The organism is Butyrivibrio sp. FC2001, assembly GCF_000424125.1.
In the GTDB taxonomy this organism is placed as follows: domain Bacteria; phylum Bacillota; class Clostridia; order Lachnospirales; family Lachnospiraceae; genus Butyrivibrio.
In genome coordinates, this window is the sequence record NZ_KE384132.1 from 737,929 (window position 1) to 757,123 (window position 19,195).

At 42.0% G+C, this 19,195-nt stretch carries 22 protein-coding genes; all 22 read right to left on the bottom strand.

Annotated features, from left to right (window positions below):
* Positions 1 to 31: 31 nt before the first annotated feature.
* Positions 32 to 2,563, bottom strand: a complete 2,532-nt coding sequence (locus G601_RS25345) for a sensor histidine kinase (protein ID WP_051205972.1) — start codon at positions 2,561 to 2,563, stop codon at positions 32 to 34.
* Positions 2,564 to 2,565: 2 nt separating this feature from the next.
* A complete protein-coding gene (locus tag G601_RS0116895) occupies positions 2,566 to 3,270 on the bottom strand; it encodes a response regulator transcription factor (RefSeq protein ID WP_026490909.1) in 705 nt (234 codons plus the stop codon).
* 30 nt (positions 3,271 to 3,300) lie between these two features.
* Positions 3,301 to 3,681: a YraN family protein gene (locus tag G601_RS0116900; protein ID WP_026490910.1), complete on the bottom strand. Its 381-nt coding sequence runs from the start codon at positions 3,679 to 3,681 to the stop codon at positions 3,301 to 3,303.
* Positions 3,682 to 3,686: 5 nt separating this feature from the next.
* Complete coding sequence (locus G601_RS0116905) at positions 3,687 to 4,001, bottom strand: EscU/YscU/HrcU family type III secretion system export apparatus switch protein (RefSeq protein WP_026490911.1); 315 nt, start codon at positions 3,999 to 4,001, stop codon at positions 3,687 to 3,689.
* A gap of 12 nt (positions 4,002 to 4,013) precedes the next feature.
* On the bottom strand, positions 4,014 to 5,909 hold the full coding sequence (fliK, locus tag G601_RS0116910) for a flagellar hook-length control protein FliK (protein WP_026666038.1): 1,896 nt from the start codon (positions 5,907 to 5,909) through the stop codon (positions 4,014 to 4,016).
* A gap of 75 nt (positions 5,910 to 5,984) precedes the next feature.
* Positions 5,985 to 6,752: a ribonuclease HII gene (locus G601_RS0116915; protein WP_026666039.1), complete on the bottom strand. Its 768-nt coding sequence runs from the start codon at positions 6,750 to 6,752 to the stop codon at positions 5,985 to 5,987.
* Positions 6,745 to 7,305 carry a signal peptidase I gene (gene lepB, locus G601_RS0116920; RefSeq protein WP_026666040.1) on the bottom strand — a complete coding sequence of 187 codons (561 nt, stop codon included), beginning with the start codon at positions 7,303 to 7,305 and terminating at the stop codon, positions 6,745 to 6,747. Before lepB (G601_RS0116920) ends, G601_RS0116915 begins: the two co-directional genes overlap by 8 nt.
* Positions 7,306 to 7,310: 5 nt before the next feature.
* Positions 7,311 to 8,189 (bottom strand): ribosome biogenesis GTPase YlqF, encoded by an 879-nt coding sequence (gene ylqF / locus G601_RS0116925; protein ID WP_026490915.1) that lies wholly within the window; start codon positions 8,187 to 8,189, stop codon positions 7,311 to 7,313.
* A gap of 12 nt (positions 8,190 to 8,201) precedes the next feature.
* Positions 8,202 to 8,795: a signal peptidase I gene (lepB, locus tag G601_RS0116930; RefSeq protein WP_026490916.1), complete on the bottom strand. Its 594-nt coding sequence runs from the start codon at positions 8,793 to 8,795 to the stop codon at positions 8,202 to 8,204.
* A 92-nt stretch (positions 8,796 to 8,887) separates the two neighbouring features.
* Positions 8,888 to 9,235, bottom strand: coding sequence for a 50S ribosomal protein L19 (gene rplS / locus G601_RS0116935; protein ID WP_026490917.1), 348 nt, complete (start codon positions 9,233 to 9,235; stop codon positions 8,888 to 8,890).
* 183 nt (positions 9,236 to 9,418) lie between these two features.
* A complete protein-coding gene (locus G601_RS0116940) occupies positions 9,419 to 9,862 on the bottom strand; it encodes a cytidine deaminase (RefSeq protein ID WP_026666041.1) in 444 nt (147 codons plus the stop codon).
* Between the two features lie 66 nt (positions 9,863 to 9,928).
* The gene (gene udp, locus G601_RS0116945) at positions 9,929 to 10,714 is read right to left on the bottom strand and encodes a uridine phosphorylase (protein ID WP_026666042.1); all 786 of its coding nucleotides are present in this window, start codon (positions 10,712 to 10,714) and stop codon (positions 9,929 to 9,931) included.
* A gap of 86 nt (positions 10,715 to 10,800) precedes the next feature.
* Positions 10,801 to 11,868 carry a hypothetical protein gene (locus tag G601_RS0116950; protein WP_026666043.1) on the bottom strand — a complete coding sequence of 356 codons (1,068 nt, stop codon included), beginning with the start codon at positions 11,866 to 11,868 and terminating at the stop codon, positions 10,801 to 10,803.
* A 60-nt stretch (positions 11,869 to 11,928) separates the two neighbouring features.
* Complete coding sequence (locus G601_RS0116955) at positions 11,929 to 13,098, bottom strand: discoidin domain-containing protein (RefSeq protein WP_026666044.1); 1,170 nt, start codon at positions 13,096 to 13,098, stop codon at positions 11,929 to 11,931.
* A 223-nt stretch (positions 13,099 to 13,321) separates the two neighbouring features.
* Positions 13,322 to 13,843 (bottom strand): ribosome maturation factor RimM, encoded by a 522-nt coding sequence (gene rimM, locus G601_RS0116960; RefSeq protein ID WP_026490922.1) that lies wholly within the window; start codon positions 13,841 to 13,843, stop codon positions 13,322 to 13,324.
* Between the two features lie 49 nt (positions 13,844 to 13,892).
* The gene (gene trmD / locus G601_RS0116965) at positions 13,893 to 14,672 is read right to left on the bottom strand and encodes a tRNA (guanosine(37)-N1)-methyltransferase TrmD (protein WP_026666045.1); all 780 of its coding nucleotides are present in this window, start codon (positions 14,670 to 14,672) and stop codon (positions 13,893 to 13,895) included.
* Positions 14,673 to 14,797: 125 nt separating this feature from the next.
* Positions 14,798 to 15,028 carry a KH domain-containing protein gene (locus G601_RS0116970; RefSeq protein WP_026666046.1) on the bottom strand — a complete coding sequence of 77 codons (231 nt, stop codon included), beginning with the start codon at positions 15,026 to 15,028 and terminating at the stop codon, positions 14,798 to 14,800.
* A 24-nt stretch (positions 15,029 to 15,052) separates the two neighbouring features.
* The gene (gene rpsP / locus G601_RS0116975) at positions 15,053 to 15,295 is read right to left on the bottom strand and encodes a 30S ribosomal protein S16 (protein ID WP_026490925.1); all 243 of its coding nucleotides are present in this window, start codon (positions 15,293 to 15,295) and stop codon (positions 15,053 to 15,055) included.
* Positions 15,296 to 15,404: 109 nt separating this feature from the next.
* Positions 15,405 to 16,781 (bottom strand): signal recognition particle protein, encoded by a 1,377-nt coding sequence (gene ffh / locus G601_RS0116980; protein WP_026490926.1) that lies wholly within the window; start codon positions 16,779 to 16,781, stop codon positions 15,405 to 15,407.
* Between the two features lie 3 nt (positions 16,782 to 16,784).
* A complete protein-coding gene (gene ylxM / locus G601_RS0116985; RefSeq protein WP_026490927.1) occupies positions 16,785 to 17,129 on the bottom strand; it encodes a YlxM family DNA-binding protein in 345 nt (114 codons plus the stop codon).
* A gap of 96 nt (positions 17,130 to 17,225) precedes the next feature.
* Positions 17,226 to 18,275, bottom strand: coding sequence for a glycoside hydrolase family 25 protein (locus tag G601_RS25350; RefSeq protein WP_207638066.1), 1,050 nt, complete (start codon positions 18,273 to 18,275; stop codon positions 17,226 to 17,228).
* Between the two features lie 41 nt (positions 18,276 to 18,316).
* Positions 18,317 to 19,192 carry a YitT family protein gene (locus G601_RS0116995; protein WP_026666047.1) on the bottom strand — a complete coding sequence of 292 codons (876 nt, stop codon included), beginning with the start codon at positions 19,190 to 19,192 and terminating at the stop codon, positions 18,317 to 18,319.
* Between the last annotated feature and the right edge of the window lie 3 nt (positions 19,193 to 19,195).

Below are 19,195 nucleotides of genomic sequence, written 5' to 3' on the forward strand. Positions count from 1 at the left end.
CCCGCCGGCACATATACCGACGGGATATTTTTTACCCTTGTCTTTCAGATGCGGGATTACCGTTACTGAATTTACATGTCTCAAAGGATACATTCGCCTTGAACAGGTCACCGTCGAGAACAATCTCGAACTCTCCGCCCATGGCGGTGGTAAGACTCTTGGCAATGGAAAGACCAAGTCCGGAACCTTCCGTGCTTCTTGAAATATCTCCTCTGATAAATCTCTCTGTAAGCTCTTCAGCCTTGATATTAAGCTCATTCTTCGAGATATTCTTTACTGAGAAAACAGCCTTATGGGTATCGTTCTCAAGATCAACCACCACAAGATCCATATAAACTCTGGTATTCGGAAGAGCATATTTACATACATTGTTAAAGAGGTTCTCAATAACTCTGTATAGCTGTCTTGCATCCGCCTGAATTATAACATCATACTTTTCACACTTAAGGATCGGATAGAGATTGACGCTGTCAAACTTTTCATAAAACTCACCAAGAATCTGATTAACAAACTCGGCAAAGTTCAACTCTCCAAAGGTAAGTGTAATGTTACCTGATGAAATCTTGGATGCCTCCACCAGGTCCTCAGTAAGCTGACGAAGTCTCTGGGACTTATTATCAAGGACTCTTATATACTCACTGATCTTGGGATCGTCGATATTCTCTCTTTTCAAAAGATCCACATAGTTAATGATAGAAGTGAGCGGCGTCTTGATATCGTGAGAAACGTTAGTAATCAGGTCAGCCTTAAGCTTCTCATCTCTCATACTTCGGTTGACCGCTTCCTCAACTGATGAAGAAATATTGTTAAGCTCTTCACCAATGTATACGTTGGCACTGTGAAGCTTTGTGGTATCTATCTTAACGTCTATCTCACCCTTACCAATTCTCTGAAGTGCATCAAGGATAGTGAACTTATCCTTATTCAGATTGACGATGTAGATCAGTATAGCAACGTCAAACACTACTACGATCACTATTCCGACCATACTCCATCTGAGCACCAGATAAAGAGTCAGAACAGCTGAAATCATATATGGCACAACCGTTCTTACAAACAGGTTCTGCTTCAGCGTCATTTTGTCAAACAGACCGCGAACAGCCTCTGACATCATCTTCAGCAGCGAAGTCTTGTAAAGGTAGTGTGCCTTGGTTCTTCTTATAATGCTGTACAGCGCATAAGCAAGCGCATTGTCCGCACAGAATGCAAGTCCTCCCGCAATAATCGACATATTAAGTGTATTGCCACTAATAGAGGAATAGTTATTAATCGAAAACTGGAACAATCCAAACAGGATTCCGAATACCGCTAAAGTAAATATCACCACAAGCTCAATAGGAATCATGTCTATTCGCTCAATTCCGCCCACCGTTCCGTCCGGATACTCAATTCTTCCCTCATAAATTGCAAGATGAACAAGTACTATCAGATACACAACTACAAAAAATGCAATTATCATGTGCAGCTGCCTGTAGTAAGGCATATAGCGGTTAAAGGCCTCTTTTCCCACCTTGAAATCGTCTACGTTTGCGGTCTTATTCACATCAACCGCAAAATAGAATTTCATCTGATCGGGATAAGTATATTGGAAATTGCCAAGGAGCTGTCTTAAGGTATCCTCATCTATCTGTGTGTTGGTGGAGTACTCTATATCATACGGGCAGTAATAAATGTATCTGCCGTAGGACTTAAATACATCCTTTAAGTTAAGACCATTGGTTCCGTTTTTCAGGGACTCAACATTTGTAAATACCTCAGTTCTTGCATTGATAGTCCTTGTGATATAGTACCTTAGATTAGTCTTATAAAAACCGTATTTATCACTGTATTCAGCATAGCGGTCATAGCAGGCTGCCATGGTTGAAGCAGTCTCTGTGATGTTTGCGCATAGCTCGTTATACTCGTCCCAGTCTGATACGATGTCCTCTATATTTTCATCATAGATGGTTTTATATCTTGGAACCAGAACTGTGTGGAAGCCCGCTCCGTCCTTATCAGCTTCCTTAACATTGGTACGAACCGTATTGTTATCAAGCTGAGAATTGAGGAAGGCATTCATACCACCTTCAACATTGTTCTTCAGAAGATGCGTATAAACCGTTGTTGTAGCAAGATAGTTATTGCTCTCAGAGCTGGTAAAGTTAACATCCTCATACTCGAAGCCGTTCTGTGACCACTTAATAAGGTTGGACACAGGATAAACAGCTGTTATGTAGTCAGATTGCAGAATACTGTTTCTGTTGATAAAAGCTGTAACATCTATGCTCTTATTGCCATCATATACACCATCAGTCTCAAAGAGCGACTGATAGGCCGAAAGCTCTACAACATTTCTTAAATTGTTTTTCAGAATCTCATTAAACAGTCCCGAATCCGAATAGGATAATTCGCTGTCCTCATTCTGAAGGTTGTAAACATGGCTGTCTGCGCCCTTAAAGGAAGATCCCTTGTAAATGTAAAATATCAGCGCAACTACAATCGCAATACATGTGTGCAGAAAAATCCTCAGAATGTATCTGCTGACCCAGGACATCGTCTTTTGTCTAAACAGTTTCTTAATCATTATCAGTCCTCAGTGTCGATTTTATAACCTACACCCCATACAACCTTAAGATACTTAGGATTTTTAGGATCGATCTCAATTTTTTCTCTTATATGTCTGATATGTACTGCTACTGTATTATCAACTGATACGGCATTCTCATTCCAGATATTCTCGTATATCTGGTTTATTGAAAATACCTTACCCTTGTTTTTCAGAAGGAACATCAGGATGTTGTACTCAATCTTGGTGAGCTTAACCTCTTCTCCATCCACTGTAACTGATTTGGAATTATCGTTAAGCACAAGTCCTCCTGCCTGGAAAATGAATTCATCATCAGCGTCCTTGTCATCAGCATTTCCAAGCTGAGTATAACGACGAAGGTTGGACTTTACTCTCGCAACAAGCTCAAGCGGATTAAAGGGCTTTGTAACGTAGTCATCAGCGCCGATATTAAGACCAAGGATCTTATCTGCGTCCTCAGACTTTGCCGAAAGAATAATGATCGGTATAGAGCTCTGCTCTCTTATCTTCATGGTGCACTGAATGCCATCCATGACAGGCATCATTATGTCTATTATCGCAGCGTGGATCTCATTCTTCTGAACGATCTCCAGAGCCTCCAGACCGTTGTAAGCCTTGAAAACATTGATACCTTCCTGCTTCAGATATATATCAATCGCCTCAACTATTTCCTTATCATCATCACAAACCAGTACGTTCTGCACTTCTAAAACCTCCTCTAAAAAATAAACATATTACCAACTCTTGGATGGAATATATGAAAATGCATTTTTATGCCATATTATATGAACCATCGATGTTTCGTCAACCTTTATAGCCACAACATCATATCTTATAGGGAAATCATCGCTGATTCCATAGCGTCTTCTATAAAAATCAGAAACGCGGCAGATTATCCTTTGCTTGCGATAATCAACCGCTGCCTCCGCGTCCCCGAATCGGGTCCCGGTTCTGTATTTTACTTCTATAAAAGAAATATACTTATCATCTCTTGCAACTATATCAATCTCGCCTGATTTACTCCTGAAGTTCCTGCATACTATCTTAGCTCCGTTTTCAGTAAGATAATCACAGGCAAGATCTTCATAGTAGGTTCCTGTCTGTCTCTTATTCATAAATCCTAGTGGGCAGCTTCCTTGGCCTTTATCTTATCCATAGCATCCACGAATACAAGTATTTCTGCCACAACCTCGTAGAGCTCGGGAGGAATCATCTCACCGATCTCAAGCTTGGAAAGTGTGTCAGCCAGCTTGCTGTCCTCATGAATGGGGATGTTCTGTTCCTTAGCAGCGTCGATAATCTTCTCAGCCACAAGGCCCTGTCCGCTTGCTATAACCTTCGGCGCCCCGTCTTCATTTGGATCGTAGGCAAGGGCTATGGCCTGCTTTGGCTTCCCATCTTTAGCTTTTCCTTTTTCTTTATTTAAATCTGCCATAATCCATACCTCTTAAGCTCTCGCATCAAAAGATGTCATAGATAAAAAAGCAGTTTTCTTGGCATCAAGTATCGCTTCTACCGGTGGATCCTCGCTGTCGGAATCCTGGTCCGTATGAAGCAGCATCTTGGCTTCCATATTGTAGCCGCGTTTGTTAAGTCTGGCTGTCAGCTCATCTATGTGCTCTGCAATCAGATCAATTACAGATTCATCTGCCACATAGAAATTGGTCTTAACATTCTTGTCCTTCATCTTTACATACACATCAAGAGGACCAAGATTATCCATATCAAGATGTAAAATAGCGCTTACGGTATCTCCCGGCTCAAATTTTCTTTTGCCGTTGGAATATACATACAGATCTCCATGAGCATCCTGATCAGCCATCTTGAGTGGCAGCTGAACATAGTGGAACATCTGGTTTATCTGATTCATGAAATCGATGTTGTTCTGAAGATTGGCAGCGCTCTGGGCCACCTTATTGCCGGGCCCAAGGCTCTCTGTAAGCTGCTGTGTCAGCTGCTTTGCCTGCGTGTTTAATCTCTCGTACAGATTCTGTACATTTTCCTTAAGGCTCACATCATCAGGCTTTAAAAGCCATTCATCCTGCATGATACTCTTCATGAGCTTATTGTACTCATTATTTCCAAAGAGTCTTGTGAAGGCCTTCTCAGCGCCATCAGAGGAGTGGGCTGATGTGTTGTATGCCTCTGCAAGCTCTTTTAAAAGAGCTGTCTGATCTATCTTTGCAAGATCACCTGAGGTGGTCTGCGCCAGGAGCTTTTGTATCTCAGGTCCGGTGGCTCCGGTGCTGGAATTAAGCTCTTTAATTATATTTGCAAAATCATTACTAAGCGTAATCTTGGGATTCTCAGCTCTGCCTTCCCTAACCACTGCCTCGGGATCTCCCTTTATAGCGGCATCCTCAGCATTTACCTGTTTGGAAGTAACCTCTAATGCCTCACCATCTGCAAGCTTTGCATCCTGCAGCTTTCCTTCAACATTTTTTTCATCTGAGGCAGCTCCTTCTATAATCTCAGGACTAACGCCCTCAGCTGTTTTCATGGTTCCATCCTGGTTAAGGGCATCTGCTACATTTCCCTGACCCTGAGCATTTTCCTGCAAAACTGCGGTATTAGTGGCTTCGGGATTAGCCATATTGGCATCCGTAGTAACAGCCTTCTCACTTAAGACCGCAGCCTCTTCCATCTGCTGTGCTCCCTTTGAGAGCATATCCAGAATACCTCCATAGAGGTCGTTGGCAGCCTTTCCTTCGCCATTCTGAACAAGCTGGTTATATGCCTCAGGAAGATCATCCATTATGGAATTCATGGTTTCAACCACCTGATGCTCGTAGTTCTTATAGCTTTCGAACTGAGCAATATTCTGGTCTGTAATGGGAATATCAAGGGCTTTCATCTGAACAAGTGATGAAACGCCGGCATCCGGATTATTATTTACTATCTGATGCATGGCATTTAAGGAATCCTTGTCGATTCCCATACCATTTTCCATCATGGTCTTAACCATGTTAACTGTGTCCTGATTCACCTCTATTCCGGCGGCATTCAGGGCCTTAAGTGCGGTTGGATCTATTGAAGTATTTTCATAAAGAGGGGTAAGAGTTATCTGATTAGTTACTCCGCGAACCTCAAAGGAGAGAACCTGGCCTTCCTTAAGATACATGCCATCCTGCAATTTTGCAGAGATAACCATATCATCCCCAAGCCTTATCTGGGCGCTCTTAACACCGCCCTCATCAGTCATGGAAATGATTTTACCGGAAAGCCTCTCGCCGGTCTCTAAAGACCGCAAAGATTCCTGTGATTCAGACGTCTTCTGATTTATAATTCGCCCATCAACCTGTACTACAGGTCTGTTGGTGTTCAGATTCTGAATGATACTCATAGGCCTCTCATCCGTCAGCTGTGTTGACACCTTCTTACCAGTAAGAAGGCTTCATTTAACCTCTAAAAACAGGCATCAATTACAAAAATTCTTGATAAAGGATCTTCTGTGTATTTCACAGGGGCCGTTCTTCTTAAGCGCCTCTATATGATCAGCGCTGCCATAGCCCTTGTTATGTGCAAAGCCATACCCCGGATACTTGTCATCAAGCTCAGCCATAAGTCTGTCCCTTGTCACCTTGGCAATAATGCTGGCCGCGGCGATGGAAACGCTCTTGGCATCTCCCTTGATTATGGACTCCTGCTGATACTCCTCAAGCTGAGGAATGTGAACAGCATCTATCAAAAGGACATCCGGTTTAACTGAGAGATTGGCAACGGCCTTGGCCATAGCCTCATAGGTCGCCTGCAGAATATTGATCTCATCTATTCTGTTGTGATCACTACAACCGATACCTACAGAAATAGCCTTATCATAAATCTCCTGATAAAGCTCTTCTCTCTTTTTTTCGGATAATTTCTTAGAATCATTTATATAAAAAATTTCTGCATCCGCAGGCAATATTACAGCTGCTGCATAGACAGGACCTGCAAGAGGACCTCTTCCAACCTCATCGATTCCGCAGATATACTTCTTATCTGCATGAAGTCGCTCGTATGCACGCATCTCATAGAGACGCTGCTTTTCATTTTCTATAGCTGTAATATGCTTCTTTGCAGACTCCACAAGCTTAACAACGCCTGCTCGTGAATCCGCCTCGTACTTTTCACAAAAAAGCTGATATCCTTCCGTATCCCCGATACTCTGTAATTCAGCCTTAATATCACCTATTTTCTCAGCCATTACTAGTATTTTCCTTATTCTTGTCTATTATGCCAAAGGATGAGAAGGGATAGATTCTAAGCCAGGTTCTGCCTATGATGTCAGAGCCTTTGATATTACCAACGCTGGGCTCTCTTGAATCCATGCTGTAATTTCTGTTATCTCCCATTACAAAGTACTCATCTTCGCCAAGAGTTATAGGCTCTGCAGCCCTTCCGGGATTCTGGATGATCTCTGCTCCGAAATGCTCCTCAAGAATCTCTCCGTTAATGTAGATATTACCGTTATAATCGATCTGAACAGTCTCGCCGGGAAGTCCGATGACACGCTTAATGAAATATTCACTGGGATCCTGCGGATAAGGGAATATTACGATATCAAAGCGCTTAGGATCTGAAAATCTGTATGTGATCTTATCTGCCATAAGAACATCGCGATCATGAAGAGTGTACATCATTGATTCTCCATCAACGTCAGTTCTCTGTGCCACGAATTTCATAAAACACCATGTAGCAATTACTACAATAATGATTGTAATTATGGTACTTCCAGCATTCTCAAAAAACTCTTTCATCTTATTCATATCGGTCTCTCCAACGAAATTTTTCCAAGTCTCCCGTTTCTAAAGTCATCCAAAAGCTGCATGCAGGCTCTGTCTATATCAGCCTTGCCTCCCTGCTTTATAAGCTTTCTGTTATCAGCTATCGCAGTCAGAATTGATGACTCGGGAGTTTCATATGGGTCCTCCTCGTAGAGGAGCTTCTGCTCATCCGTAACACCGTACTTCTCAGAAAGTGTTCCCGGATACCAGTCCTCAAGGATCCTTATAAGATTAACAGCAAGTTCGCCCTTATCAAGGTTCTCATCATTCATTGAGCCTATGAGTGCAAGGTGAAGTCCCACAGTCTCATCATCAAACTTGGGCCACAGCACACCGGGTGTATCCAGAAGCTGTAAGTTCTTACCAAGCATTATCCACTGTTTTCCCTTGGTAACACCGGGCTTATTGCCGGTCTTGGCCGCTGCCTTACCTGAAATCTTATTTATAAAGGTGGATTTACCCACGTTGGGAATACCTGCAACCATAGCCCTTATGGGTCTGTTTACGATTCCCCTCTTTTTATCTCTCTCGATCTTCTCACGGCAGCTCTCCGTAACCTGGTCAAGAACCTGTCTCACCTGAGAACCGGTCTTGGAATTCATCTCCATTACCCTTGCTCCGGTAGAAGAAAAATACTCAATCCATTCCTTGCTTATGGCCGGGTCTGCCAAATCTGCCTTATTTAAAATTACAAGCCTGGATTTATTCTGCCCAAGCTTATCTATGTCAGGATTCCTTCCTGACATGGGTATTCTGGCGTCGGTAAGCTCAATAATGAGGTCAACCATGCGTATATTTTCCTGCATCATACGCATCGCCTTGGTCATATGACCGGGATACCACTGATAATTATTCATATACTCTTCCTTTTATTCTATAAGACCTGTTTTGCCTTCCTTAGATCCGTAGGCAAACCATGCCTTTCCCGCAATGGTGTCGCTCTTCACAATGCCGATATTGGCACTCCTGCTGTCCTCACTGCTGTTTCTGTTATCACCGAGAACGAAAAATTCTCCATTACCTAAGGTTATTTCGTTTTCAGCAATACCTGCTTCTTCCATTTTATCATATTTACCGTCCTCAGTGATGACAGTTTCACCATTAACCACAAGATTACCGTCCACGATCTGAACCTTCTCACCTGGAACAGCCACTACTCTCTTAACATAATAATGGGATTTTGCATTACCGTTGGGAAGAAAAACAATAACATCATTCTTCTTAGGAGATGTCAGTCTGTAAACTATCCTGTCAACAAGCACACTCTGGCTGTTGTAGAGGGCTGTCTCCATCGAATCACCGATTACGCGGACTCTCTTTCCAAAGGACAGCACAAGAACAAAGGCCACAAAGACCGCTATAGCAGTATAAAAAAGCCACGAAAGAAGTTCTCTTATAAACTCCGGCGTAACTGTTTTTTTCTTTTCCTGAAACATTGACTGATATCTCTGTCTTCTGCGCATATTATCTCCATTAACTACAAAATAGGATGCCGCTTAATGTTAAAAAAGGGCAATTACTAAAAAGTAACTGCCCTTACCAAAGAAATCAATTCTTAGCGAACCTTTTCCTTGACCTTTGCCTTCTTACCTGTGAGGCCCTTAAGGTAGTTAAGCTTAGCTCTTCTAACCTTACCCATTCTCACAACTTCAACCTTCTCTACAAGAGGAGAGTGAAGAGGCCATGTCTTCTCAACGCCTACGCCGTTTGAGATCTTACGAACTGTGAAAGTTGCGCGGTTTGAACCACCCTGAATCTTCTTAACAGTTCCTTCGAAAACCTGTACTCTTTCGCGGTTTCCTTCCTTGATCTTGTTGTAGACACGAACTGTGTCACCTGTGTTGAACTCGGGAGCGTTCTGGTTAAGCTGCTCCTTCTCGATCTCTGCAATGATTGTGTTCATTTGCTTTCTCCTATACTATATAAATGGACGTTCTTAAATACATTTCTAAAAGTGCGTACCAGAGGACCGTCATTTTCGCAACTACATGATATTAACATATCCAAAGTAAGCTCGTCAAGGTTTTTTACTTTATACCTATGCTTTTTGTCCGCCCTTTCAGGGTTCGATTTATCCATATAATCATTATCTTGAATTAGGTTTTATATGCATGTCTGTTGGGCCAAAGCTCAGAGGCAGGATTTCAGTAAGATCATATACCTCATATTGATTTTTACCATCTTCCTGTCCGGTGAGAAGGATTATCTTAAAATCATCATCACAAAATTCGCGGATTACCTGACGACATACACCGCAGGGTGAACAAAGCTCGAGTTTTTCCTGATCTTCAAAACCTCCTACTATAGCTAAAGCCTCAAATTCTCTTTCACCCTCGCTTATCGCCTTAAAGAACGCTGTGCGCTCAGCACAGTTTGTGGGTGTATAGGAAGCATTTTCAATATTACAGCCCTTGTATACCTTTCCTTCCTTTGTCATCAGCGCTGCACCCACCTTGAAATGACTGTAGGGTGTATACGCCATCTGTCTTGCCTCAAGTGCAAGCTCTACTAATTCATCATATGATTTCATTATAAAATTCCTGGCGCAGATACTCTTATCTGCTATCTTTCTTTAGTATTATCCTCATGCGGATTCTTATTTTGTATTCTTTTTATCCGCAGCTATGAGCTTCCTTATAGCCTCCACAGCAACCTTGATCGCAGAATCCGTATCATGTGCCTGAGGATTATCAAGTCCCGCCTTAGCTCTCTCCTGATTTGCTACAGTCAGCATTATAGCACCCGTTCTCGCGCGAAGCCACTGTCCTACTATGAAAAGAGTGGATGATTCCATCTCTGAGCCAAGACAGCCGCATCTCTTCCATGCCTCCCACTTGTTCTGAAGCTCATAGAATACAGGCTTTGTCTCAGGCTCATGCTGTCCGTAGAAAGCGTCCTTACACTGAACCACGCCCACATGGTGTCTGAAGCCAAGCTCCTTGGCTGACTCTTTTAGAGCCTGTGTCACTTCAAAGGTTGAAACTGCCGGATATTCTATCGGTGCATACTCCTTTGATGTTCCCTCAGCCCTTATAGCTCCATTAACGATAATAAGGTCACCGCCAACTACATCAAGCTGCATTCCGCCACAGGTTCCTACTCTGATAAAAGTATCAGCGCCTATTTTGTGTAATTCTTCAATAGCAATTGAGGCTGAAGCGCCGCCAATTCCGGTGGAAACAACGCTTACCTTTTCACCGTCTAAATATCCTGTATATGTATTGTATTCACGATTGTAAGCAACCTGCCTGGCATCATCAAAATATGCTGCAATTTTCTCACATCTTCCGGGATCGCCGGGCAAAATAACATATCTTCCGACGTCTCCTTCCTTAAGATGAATATGGTACTGATATCCAGCCCCTTCTGTATAATCAACCATTATTAAAACCTCCCGGTAATCATATTTTAAGTACTTATTTTATGAGTGGATTTTTATTATACCACTATTTTGTCAGGAACTCACTTTTAACGTACATACTCCTTAAAATATGTATTGCCCGAAGCATCTGACCTTAGCTGGCATCTGGCCTTTACTGTATGGTCATTCTTGCAGGCAACATACCATATATCTTCATCCGGTGAAGCACCTATTACATCCCATTTTTCAGGATTCTTATAATAGATGATCCCACAATAATCCAGCATATATCCATAGTCCTTAACAGGAGCCATTTCAAAGTCCATATATTCTGTCCCATCAGAATTTTTAAAATTATAGATATAGCCATTTTTCAAAATCGGCGAATCGCCGTAGTAATTGATATAACCTGTTGCTTCGACGTAGCCGTCAAAGGCATGAGCTGTAAAGGTACCGTTTGAATCAACTTCAATCCACGTAGGTAAATCCGATTCCTCTGTGAACCTATACCATATTCCGGGAAGTTCTTCTCCGTACTCACCTTCGATTTTAGACTTTCCTTCCTTTAAATATGAATCGTCAGTAATCGGAGCCCCAATAGGAGTTATCCCTATTGGAGCAACTTCCTTCATACGAGTAAGCTCAGCTTCCAAATCTTTGACTTCCGACAGCAGCGCAACATTATTATCAAAAAGCCTCAAAAATGCATTTTCATCTACACCAGGCTTAAATGTTATCGTTTTATCTGTTCCATATATATCTATATCCGTTTCCATTGCCGGAAGATAATACATAGGAAGTACATAACTTTTTTTCGGCGAATAATACATCTGTCCGTACATGGAGTACTCACCGCCCTGCTCCACTTTTCCGTCTGAATAGCTAAAAACATGTATCGGATGCCATGGACAATCTCCATTTGCAAGCGCCAGTTCGCATGTATCATCATCGTCAAGATAAATAAGTTCAAAATACACACAGCTCTTATCTACAGGCTCATCCGTCTCTCCAAAATCGTCTTTATATAAGGTGCTTACCGCAGGATGATCCATGTAATCAGACAAGAACTCAGCGTAGGCTTTTATTTCTTCATCTTGTCTGTTAGCACCCAAGCCCATAACAAAAACAGCACTAATGAATATTGAAAATAATGATTTCAAATTTCTCTTCTTCATTCTTCCCCTCACATTCTTTGTTACGGCGTATAAGGCTCTTTAATTAGATCTTCCGCAAACTCAGTATACCTGTATTTCACTAATGCAGGTGTCATCATACTTTGCCCCTTTTTTGGCACCTGTAATTGTTATAACAATAGTATCCGTAACAACCGGTTCATCAAGCCCTATCCTTGTACGACTGGTGTCTGCGATATATTTCGCATCAAAGCCTTCATCTGCATAACCTTCCATTACGTTTTCTGTGACTACATTACCATCTCCAAAATCCACTGTAGCTTCGGTCAGCATGCCGTTATTTGTGTATTGTTCATAGCCTGCTGTATAGCCATTGCAGATAAGAACTCCGCATACAGGCTGCTTTTTATCAAGATGAAGTACTATTTGCTCACCTTCTCCTGTTCCAGGAACCCCCTCAGCCCAAACAGTTGTATTATCACCATCCACAAGATTCGCTCCCGAATATGTCTTATCTCCGGATTTTGGAAGTTCAGATGAAGTCTCTACAGAAGCTACTTCAATCTTATGATCACGATATCTTCCGCACAACAATGTAACTCCATACCTGCTATCAGGATTTTTTCTAAAGAGTATATCAGCACAGCCTAAATATTCCTCGTCACCACCATTGCTCTCATAGAACCCCGGACCTGATACGAGAAAATACTCGTCATTATCATAATATTGCTTATTATATATTATCTGCCAGCCCTCACCATCAGCATAAAGCGGATAATAATAGTCATCATCAACGTTTTCATACTCATCGGGGATAAAATCCTCTTCGCCATAGAATTCTTTAAACAATTCCTTTACTTTGTCTAATGGAATTGCTGTTTCTCCATTCACCTTTTCAACAATGTCTTCATATAAAGGAAATTGCATAAAGAGAACACTGTTCATAATCTGAAAACGAAGGTAAAACTTATTATCATTATCCATCTCTGAAAAAATCTCATTCTCATAGCCAAGAATTCTTGCACCGCTTACACAATCGCACATTCCCGACAAGATATCAGCATTTGAAGGGACAACCGGCTCAGTCTCTCTAAGGGAATCAATTATAGAGATATAGTCTGAATTCGACAGTGCAGAGAACTCTGCCCCCACATTATCTTCTATTTGTTCTGATTCCTTGGTTTGTGCCAGTAAATCATCTTTTTCCTGCCCAAGCAACAATGTAGCAACCAGTGATGTTGCAATTATTGCATTTACTTTTCTCCAATTCATAATTTGTCCCCCTATCATCCGTACTCATGCTACTCCTTTGGCATAACATTTAATGTTTGCGGCTACACATAGATTATACAATCAAATAGCGTCTATCCAGTCTGTTTATAAAAATTTTAGTTATTAACTAATACTGGTAGCAATCTACCTATCAGATAGAAAAAACGCTTTAAAGAAAGACTCATATCATCTTTCCTTAAAGCGTTCAGTAATTATATGTCCCTTAGTCAAACAATCCATCCATTACATGAATTGTCATTACTTTGTTCTCAATATCAATATTTTTTACGCACTCCTTGATGCCCGGTATCATAACTGTTTCTGCATCCTCTTCATCAGTGCGTTTCATCTCGTAGACATCGTTGGCGCCTGTCTGGATGACCTGCTTGATAGTACCAAGCTCTTTACCATCTTCATCAATAACTGTCATACCCTCAAGATCGGCGAGATAATACTCACCCTCTTCAAGAGGAATTGCGTCCTCGCGGGGAACTATAAGGGGCTTCTGACGGAAGCGCTCAACCTCATTGATGTCATTATATTCCTTAAACTTCACTATAACGAACTTGCTTCCTATCTTCACACGCTCTATGTTGAGTTCCTTCTTCCCATCACGACCTGTATCCATTATTACCTTCTTCAGTTTCTTGAATCTGTACGGATCATCTGTTGTAGGGAAAACATTTACTTCACCCTTAAGTCCGTGTGCTTTTACAATTACACCTACCTGAAAATACTCTTGCATTATATTCCTCCGTAGCCTAGTGTCACCTCATCCCGGTCACAACAAAGTATCAGCTGTTTTCTTCTATCTTATCTAATATTTTATTCCTCTTTTTCAGTGCCTTGGCTGTAAATTGTTCCGGATGCTCCTCCACATATTTATCGTAAAGCTCCGGTCTGCGCTCCTTAGTTCTCTCAAGAGACTTCTGAAAGCGCCACATATCAACATTAGCATGATTCCCCGACAAAAGTACAGGCGGAACTTTTTTATCCATCCATATCTCGGGCCTTGAATACTGAGGGTACTCAAGCAGACCATCGTCAAAGGACTCTGTCTCTGCTGATTCTTCGTTATTCAAAACTCCCGGAACAAGCCTCGATACTGCATCTATCATTACCATGGCCGGTAACTCACCACCTGTAAGAACATAGTCCCCAATAGAAATGTAATCAGTCACTATCTCCTCAAGAACTCTCTCATCAATTCCCTCGTAATGTCCACAAAGAAAAATCAGATCCTCGCTCTGTGACAGCTCCCTTGCCATGCCCTGTGAAAATACTTTTCCCTGGGGAGTGACATATATCACTCTGGGATTAGCATTAGGATTTTTCTCCCTTATCTCTTCAAGGATTGCCTTGTAGCAATCGTAAATAGGCTGTGCCTGCATAAGCATACCTGCACCGCCTCCATATGTATAATCATCAACCTTGTTATGCTTATTGTTAGCATAGTCTCGGATGTTTACTGCCTTTGCAAAAATTGTTCCCTTATCAATGGCTCTCTTAAGTATGCTGGTGTTAAGTACATCCATAACCATTTCAGGGAATAACGTCATTATATAAAAATTCATTACATCACCACACACCCTTATCAGGCGCCTCGCGCCACCTTCCATCACTCTTCCGTGAAGGTAGGGTTATTATTAAAATAAATAACCCGGAACTGGAACACAGCTCCGGGCATAGTCATATCATATCAGTCGACAATTTCGACATCAACTCTAAGATTTTCTCTGGAAGATGCTGCCTTCACAACAGAGCGAATAGCTTTAGCAATTCTTCCTTGTCTTCCGATTACCTTACCCATATCGGAAGGTGCAACATGCAGCTCTATAACGATGTTGCGGCCTTCGTTTTTCTCGTTAACCACAACTTCATTCGGATTATCAACCAGAGCCTTTGCAATTACTTCAACCAATTCTTTCATGAATTTTCCCCTAGTTTTAAGTGATTACTTAATACCTGCCTGCTTGAAGATCTTGTTTACAACGTTTGTAGGCTGAGCACCGTTTGAAAGCCACTTCTTAGCAAGCTCCTCGTTAACCTTGCATGTGCTGGGATCTGTGTTAGGATCGTATGTACCGATCTCCTCGATGAACTTTCCGCTTACAGGGAACTTAGAATCAGCTACTACGATACGATAAAAAGGAACCTTCTTCTTTCCGATTCTCTTAAGTCTAATTTTTACTGCCATTTTTAAAATCCTCCATTTAAAAATAAAAAATAATGTTGACTATGATAAACGAATTTCTCCGCAATCATTTAGTTTTATATATGAAATCCGGCTATGCCGAATATGCATATCAGAAAAATTTACCAAATCCGCCTTTTCCTAAACCGCCAAGACCGCCCAGGCCTCTTCTGCCCTTCTTACCCATAAGTCCGGGCATCTGCTTCATCATCTTCTGCATCTGCTCAAACTGCTTAATAAAACGGTTTACTTCAGCTATATCATTACCTGAGCCCTTAGCTATTCTGTATTTTCTCTGAGGACTCATGAGCTTGGGATTCTTACGCTCTTCAGGAGTCATTGAAAGCACGATAGCTTCAATCCTTGCAAGCTGCTTCTCATCCGGGAGCTGATCATCACTGATCTTACCCATTCCGGGAAGCATCCCCATTATTGCACCAAGGCCGCCCATGTTGCGCATCTGCTTCATGGATTCAAGGTACATCTCAAAATCGATCTTACCCTTTTTCATCTTGGAAGCCATCTCGCGCTCTTTTTCCTCATCGCGCTCACGATTTGCTTCCACAGCCTTATCTATCAGACTAAGGACATCACCCATTCCGAGGATTCTGCTCGCCATACGATCCGGATAAAACTGCTCCAGATCTGAGAGCTTCTCTCCCATACCTACGTAAAGAATAGGCTTACCTGTAACCTGTCTCGCAGAAAGTGCCGCACCACCTCGGGTATCACCGTCCATCTTACTGAGGACGATACCATCGATACCGATGCGATCATTGAACTGAACTGCCACATCAACTGCAGCCTGTCCTGTCATGGCATCAACAACAAGGAGTGACTGATGTACAGTAACTGCATTCTTGATGTCGATAAGCTCCTGCATCATATCTTCATCGATCTGCAGACGACCTGCAGTATCGAGAATTACCACATTCTCATTGTTCTTCTCAGCATGAGCGATCGCAGCCTTGGCAATCTCTACAGGACTGACGTCCGTACCCATTGAGAAGAAATCAACCTCCTGCTTCTCAGCATTTATCTTAAGCTGATCTATAGCAGCCGGTCTGTAAATATCGCAGGCAACAAGCAGGGGCTTTTTACCCTTAAGCTTAACCTTGCCGGCAATCTTGGCAGCGGTGGTTGTCTTACCAGTACCCTGAAGACCACACATCATGATAACTGTGATGCTCTTACCGGGCTGAAACTGAATCTCAGTGATCTCAGAACCCATGAGATCTGTCAGCTCTTCATCAACTATCTTAACAACCATCTGAGCAGGATTAAGTCCGTTTAAAACGTCCTCACCGACCGCTCTCTCCTGAACCTTGTTAACAAAGTATTTTACAACACGGAAGTTAACATCTGCCTCAAGAAGTGCCATTTTTACTTCCTTCATGGCAGTCTTGACATCTTCCTCCGACAGACGGCCCTTACCGCGCAGATTCTTAAATACGTTCTGCAGTTTATCGGATAAACTCTCAAATGCCATCTATTATGACAACTCCTCTGTGATTGATTCTATAGTCTCAAGGACTCTGCTTCTAAGCTCATCATCCTTAAGTTCCTTATCAGAAGCTGCCATCTTAAGCTCATCAAGCTGTCTTCTGATTCTGTCTGTTCTCTCGATCATATGAAGTCTCTTCTCATATCCTTCAAGAGAATTGGTGCACCTCTTCAAAAGATCATGTACTCCCTGCTTGCTGATATCGTACTCCTCAGCTATCTCTACAAGGGAAAGATCATTGTAGACCGCATCCTCATATACCTTCTTCTGATGATCCGTCAGAAGCTCACCATAAAAATCATATAAGAGCCCCTGCTCAACTATCTTCTCCATAACTGCTCCGAATCAAAAAATGTAATAGAAAATGCGATACTATAGGCACGATGCTTATAATATCGCATTATTATTTATGTGTCAAGTATTTTTACTTTACTTTGTTCCGATATAGATATCCAGGCTTACATCCCCTTCAATTCCGTCTATATGTCCGCTTTTACTGTACTGCCACATGCCAAATTCATAGGGATAATACTGCGGGAATCCATGATATACGATCCATACGGGATACTTCTGCAAATCCTCAATATCAAGAAGTTCGCTGAAGGTTCTGATACCTCCCTGGATCATAGGTCTGTATCCGGCCTCGTCAATTTTCTGGCAAAAAGCATTGGCAATCTCAGAATAAAGCTGAGGTGAAAGCTTGGATGTTCTTGCCTCGGAAGAGCTTATCTGCTCTAAGTCTATTGCAATAGGATAAGTAATATCAGCTCCGTTCAAAAGGTCTATTACAAACTGAGCTTCCTCTGCAGCCTCAGTGGTATCTATCGCCTGGGAATAGAAATACACGCCAACCTCAAGTCCGGCCTTCTGCGCTTTAGCAAAATTAGTCTTAAAGTAATCATCCTCAAGGAGCTGACCCTCGGCTGAACCTCTAAGCCCTGCTCTTATCATAACAAAGTCGATTCCGGCTTCCTTAACCTTATTGAAATCAATATCTCCCTGTGATCTGGAGACATCAATTCCGCGGGTCACTAATATATTAGCATCCATGCCGGCGTATGATATGGATCCGTCATCACCTACCACGAAATCTTCCGGTGAAAAAGGATTTCTTGCTACATTGGGATCTATAGGTTTAAAGAAATACTGTCCTGCATATTCGGTAACAATATCGTCAGGAAAAATGCTCCTTATAGCTCCGAGCTTATCTCCCGCTTCAAGCCTTTTTCTGAACTCATTCCTGAGTTCGTCCCCCGCCTGCTTCATTGCCTCTGAAACTGCCTGATCCATAAGCTGCTGTGCCTGAGCAGTGGTGTAATATCCCTCACTCTCCAGCGCATCCAGCTCACTCTGCGAAGCATCCGCCTGTCTCTTTGTAGCCGCATTACTAAGAAGCAGTGCTATACAGGTAGAAAGTGAAAAGACACTGACCAGACTAAGGAAGATTACCGAAATGAGGATCTTCGTATTCTTTACCATTTTGCTGTAATTTTTTGGATTATCAGTATTTTTCATAAGTCTTATATTCGCTCATCAAAATAGCTCTTATAGCCTTCACCGAAAATCTCTGAAGCACTTGTTACTATCATAAACGCATCAGGATCCTCCTCGCGAACAATATCCTCCGCCAAAGGAGAAAGTCTCTTCTTTATAGCACAGAGAATAACTTTCTTGTCCTCTCCGCTATAAGCCCCCTGTCCGAAAACATGGGTAACACCAACATCAAGCTCCTCGAGAAGTCTGGATGTAATCTTATCCGTATTATCAGAAATGATGTAGATAAGCTTTGCCTCATCTCTACCATATAATACGAAATCGATAACAAATGAAGTGATCATGACTGCGAGGAATGAATAAAGCACAACCTTTATATCCCTAAGCACGATCCCCGCAAAGGTAACTACGAATACATCGCTTATCAAAAACAGTACACCTGTCTTGATATGAGGATATTTAAGTCTCAGTACTTTTATTATAACATCAGTACCGCCTGTCGTCGCATGACTTTTAAAAGTGATACCGATTCCCACCGCAACAAAGGCACTTCCGAAAATTGCGCCAAGCATTACATCCTTAACGATGAAGCCGGTGGCGTATTTGGCCAAAAGATCCGTAAAAATTGAATTCGCAATCGTAGCGTAGATAGTTGAAATTGTAAATCTTATGCCAAACTTATAGATCGCCAGGAACAATATAGGAATATTCATGAGCATGAACCAGATACCTGTTCCAATAGGCACTATCCTGTTAAGGACAATTGCCGCACCTGTTATTCCTCCGGGAGCAATATTGTTTGGGTCATTGAACAGACTGGTCCCTATAGCATACAGAAATGCTCCGAAGGTTATAAGAAAATAGTCTGTTCCTTTTTTTGATATTTTTTCAACGTAAGTCATAGA

What these genes read in the sequence shown, in the direction of transcription:
- G601_RS25345 (WP_051205972.1), bottom strand. Translation starts at nt 2,563, where the DNA reads ATGATTAAGAAACTGTTTAGACAAAAGACGATGTCCTGGGTCAGCAGA.
- G601_RS0116900 (WP_026490910.1), bottom strand. Translation starts at nt 3,681, where the DNA reads ATGAATAAGAGACAGACAGGAACCTACTATGAAGATCTTGCCTGTGAT.
- G601_RS0116905 (WP_026490911.1), bottom strand. Translation starts at nt 4,001, where the DNA reads ATGGCAGATTTAAATAAAGAAAAAGGAAAAGCTAAAGATGGGAAGCCA.
- fliK (WP_026666038.1), bottom strand. Translation starts at nt 5,909, where the DNA reads ATGAGTATCATTCAGAATCTGAACACCAACAGACCTGTAGTACAGGTT.
- G601_RS0116915 (WP_026666039.1), bottom strand. Translation starts at nt 6,752, where the DNA reads ATGGCTGAGAAAATAGGTGATATTAAGGCTGAATTACAGAGTATCGGG.
- lepB (WP_026666040.1), bottom strand. Translation starts at nt 7,305, where the DNA reads ATGAAAGAGTTTTTTGAGAATGCTGGAAGTACCATAATTACAATCATT.
- ylqF (WP_026490915.1), bottom strand. Translation starts at nt 8,189, where the DNA reads ATGAATAATTATCAGTGGTATCCCGGTCATATGACCAAGGCGATGCGT.
- lepB (WP_026490916.1), bottom strand. Translation starts at nt 8,795, where the DNA reads ATGCGCAGAAGACAGAGATATCAGTCAATGTTTCAGGAAAAGAAAAAA.
- rplS (WP_026490917.1), bottom strand. Translation starts at nt 9,235, where the DNA reads ATGAACACAATCATTGCAGAGATCGAGAAGGAGCAGCTTAACCAGAAC.
- G601_RS0116940 (WP_026666041.1), bottom strand. Translation starts at nt 9,862, where the DNA reads ATGAAATCATATGATGAATTAGTAGAGCTTGCACTTGAGGCAAGACAG.
- udp (WP_026666042.1), bottom strand. Translation starts at nt 10,714, where the DNA reads ATGGTTGATTATACAGAAGGGGCTGGATATCAGTACCATATTCATCTT.
- G601_RS0116950 (WP_026666043.1), bottom strand. Translation starts at nt 11,868, where the DNA reads ATGAAGAAGAGAAATTTGAAATCATTATTTTCAATATTCATTAGTGCT.
- G601_RS0116955 (WP_026666044.1), bottom strand. Translation starts at nt 13,098, where the DNA reads ATGAATTGGAGAAAAGTAAATGCAATAATTGCAACATCACTGGTTGCT.
- rimM (WP_026490922.1), bottom strand. Translation starts at nt 13,843, where the DNA reads ATGCAAGAGTATTTTCAGGTAGGTGTAATTGTAAAAGCACACGGACTT.
- trmD (WP_026666045.1), bottom strand. Translation starts at nt 14,672, where the DNA reads ATGAATTTTTATATAATGACGTTATTCCCTGAAATGGTTATGGATGTA.
- G601_RS0116970 (WP_026666046.1), bottom strand. Translation starts at nt 15,028, where the DNA reads ATGAAAGAATTGGTTGAAGTAATTGCAAAGGCTCTGGTTGATAATCCG.
- rpsP (WP_026490925.1), bottom strand. Translation starts at nt 15,295, where the DNA reads ATGGCAGTAAAAATTAGACTTAAGAGAATCGGAAAGAAGAAGGTTCCT.
- ffh (WP_026490926.1), bottom strand. Translation starts at nt 16,781, where the DNA reads ATGGCATTTGAGAGTTTATCCGATAAACTGCAGAACGTATTTAAGAAT.
- ylxM (WP_026490927.1), bottom strand. Translation starts at nt 17,129, where the DNA reads ATGGAGAAGATAGTTGAGCAGGGGCTCTTATATGATTTTTATGGTGAG.
- G601_RS25350 (WP_207638066.1), bottom strand. Translation starts at nt 18,275, where the DNA reads ATGGTAAAGAATACGAAGATCCTCATTTCGGTAATCTTCCTTAGTCTG.
- G601_RS0116995 (WP_026666047.1), bottom strand. Translation starts at nt 19,192, where the DNA reads ATGACTTACGTTGAAAAAATATCAAAAAAAGGAACAGACTATTTTCTT.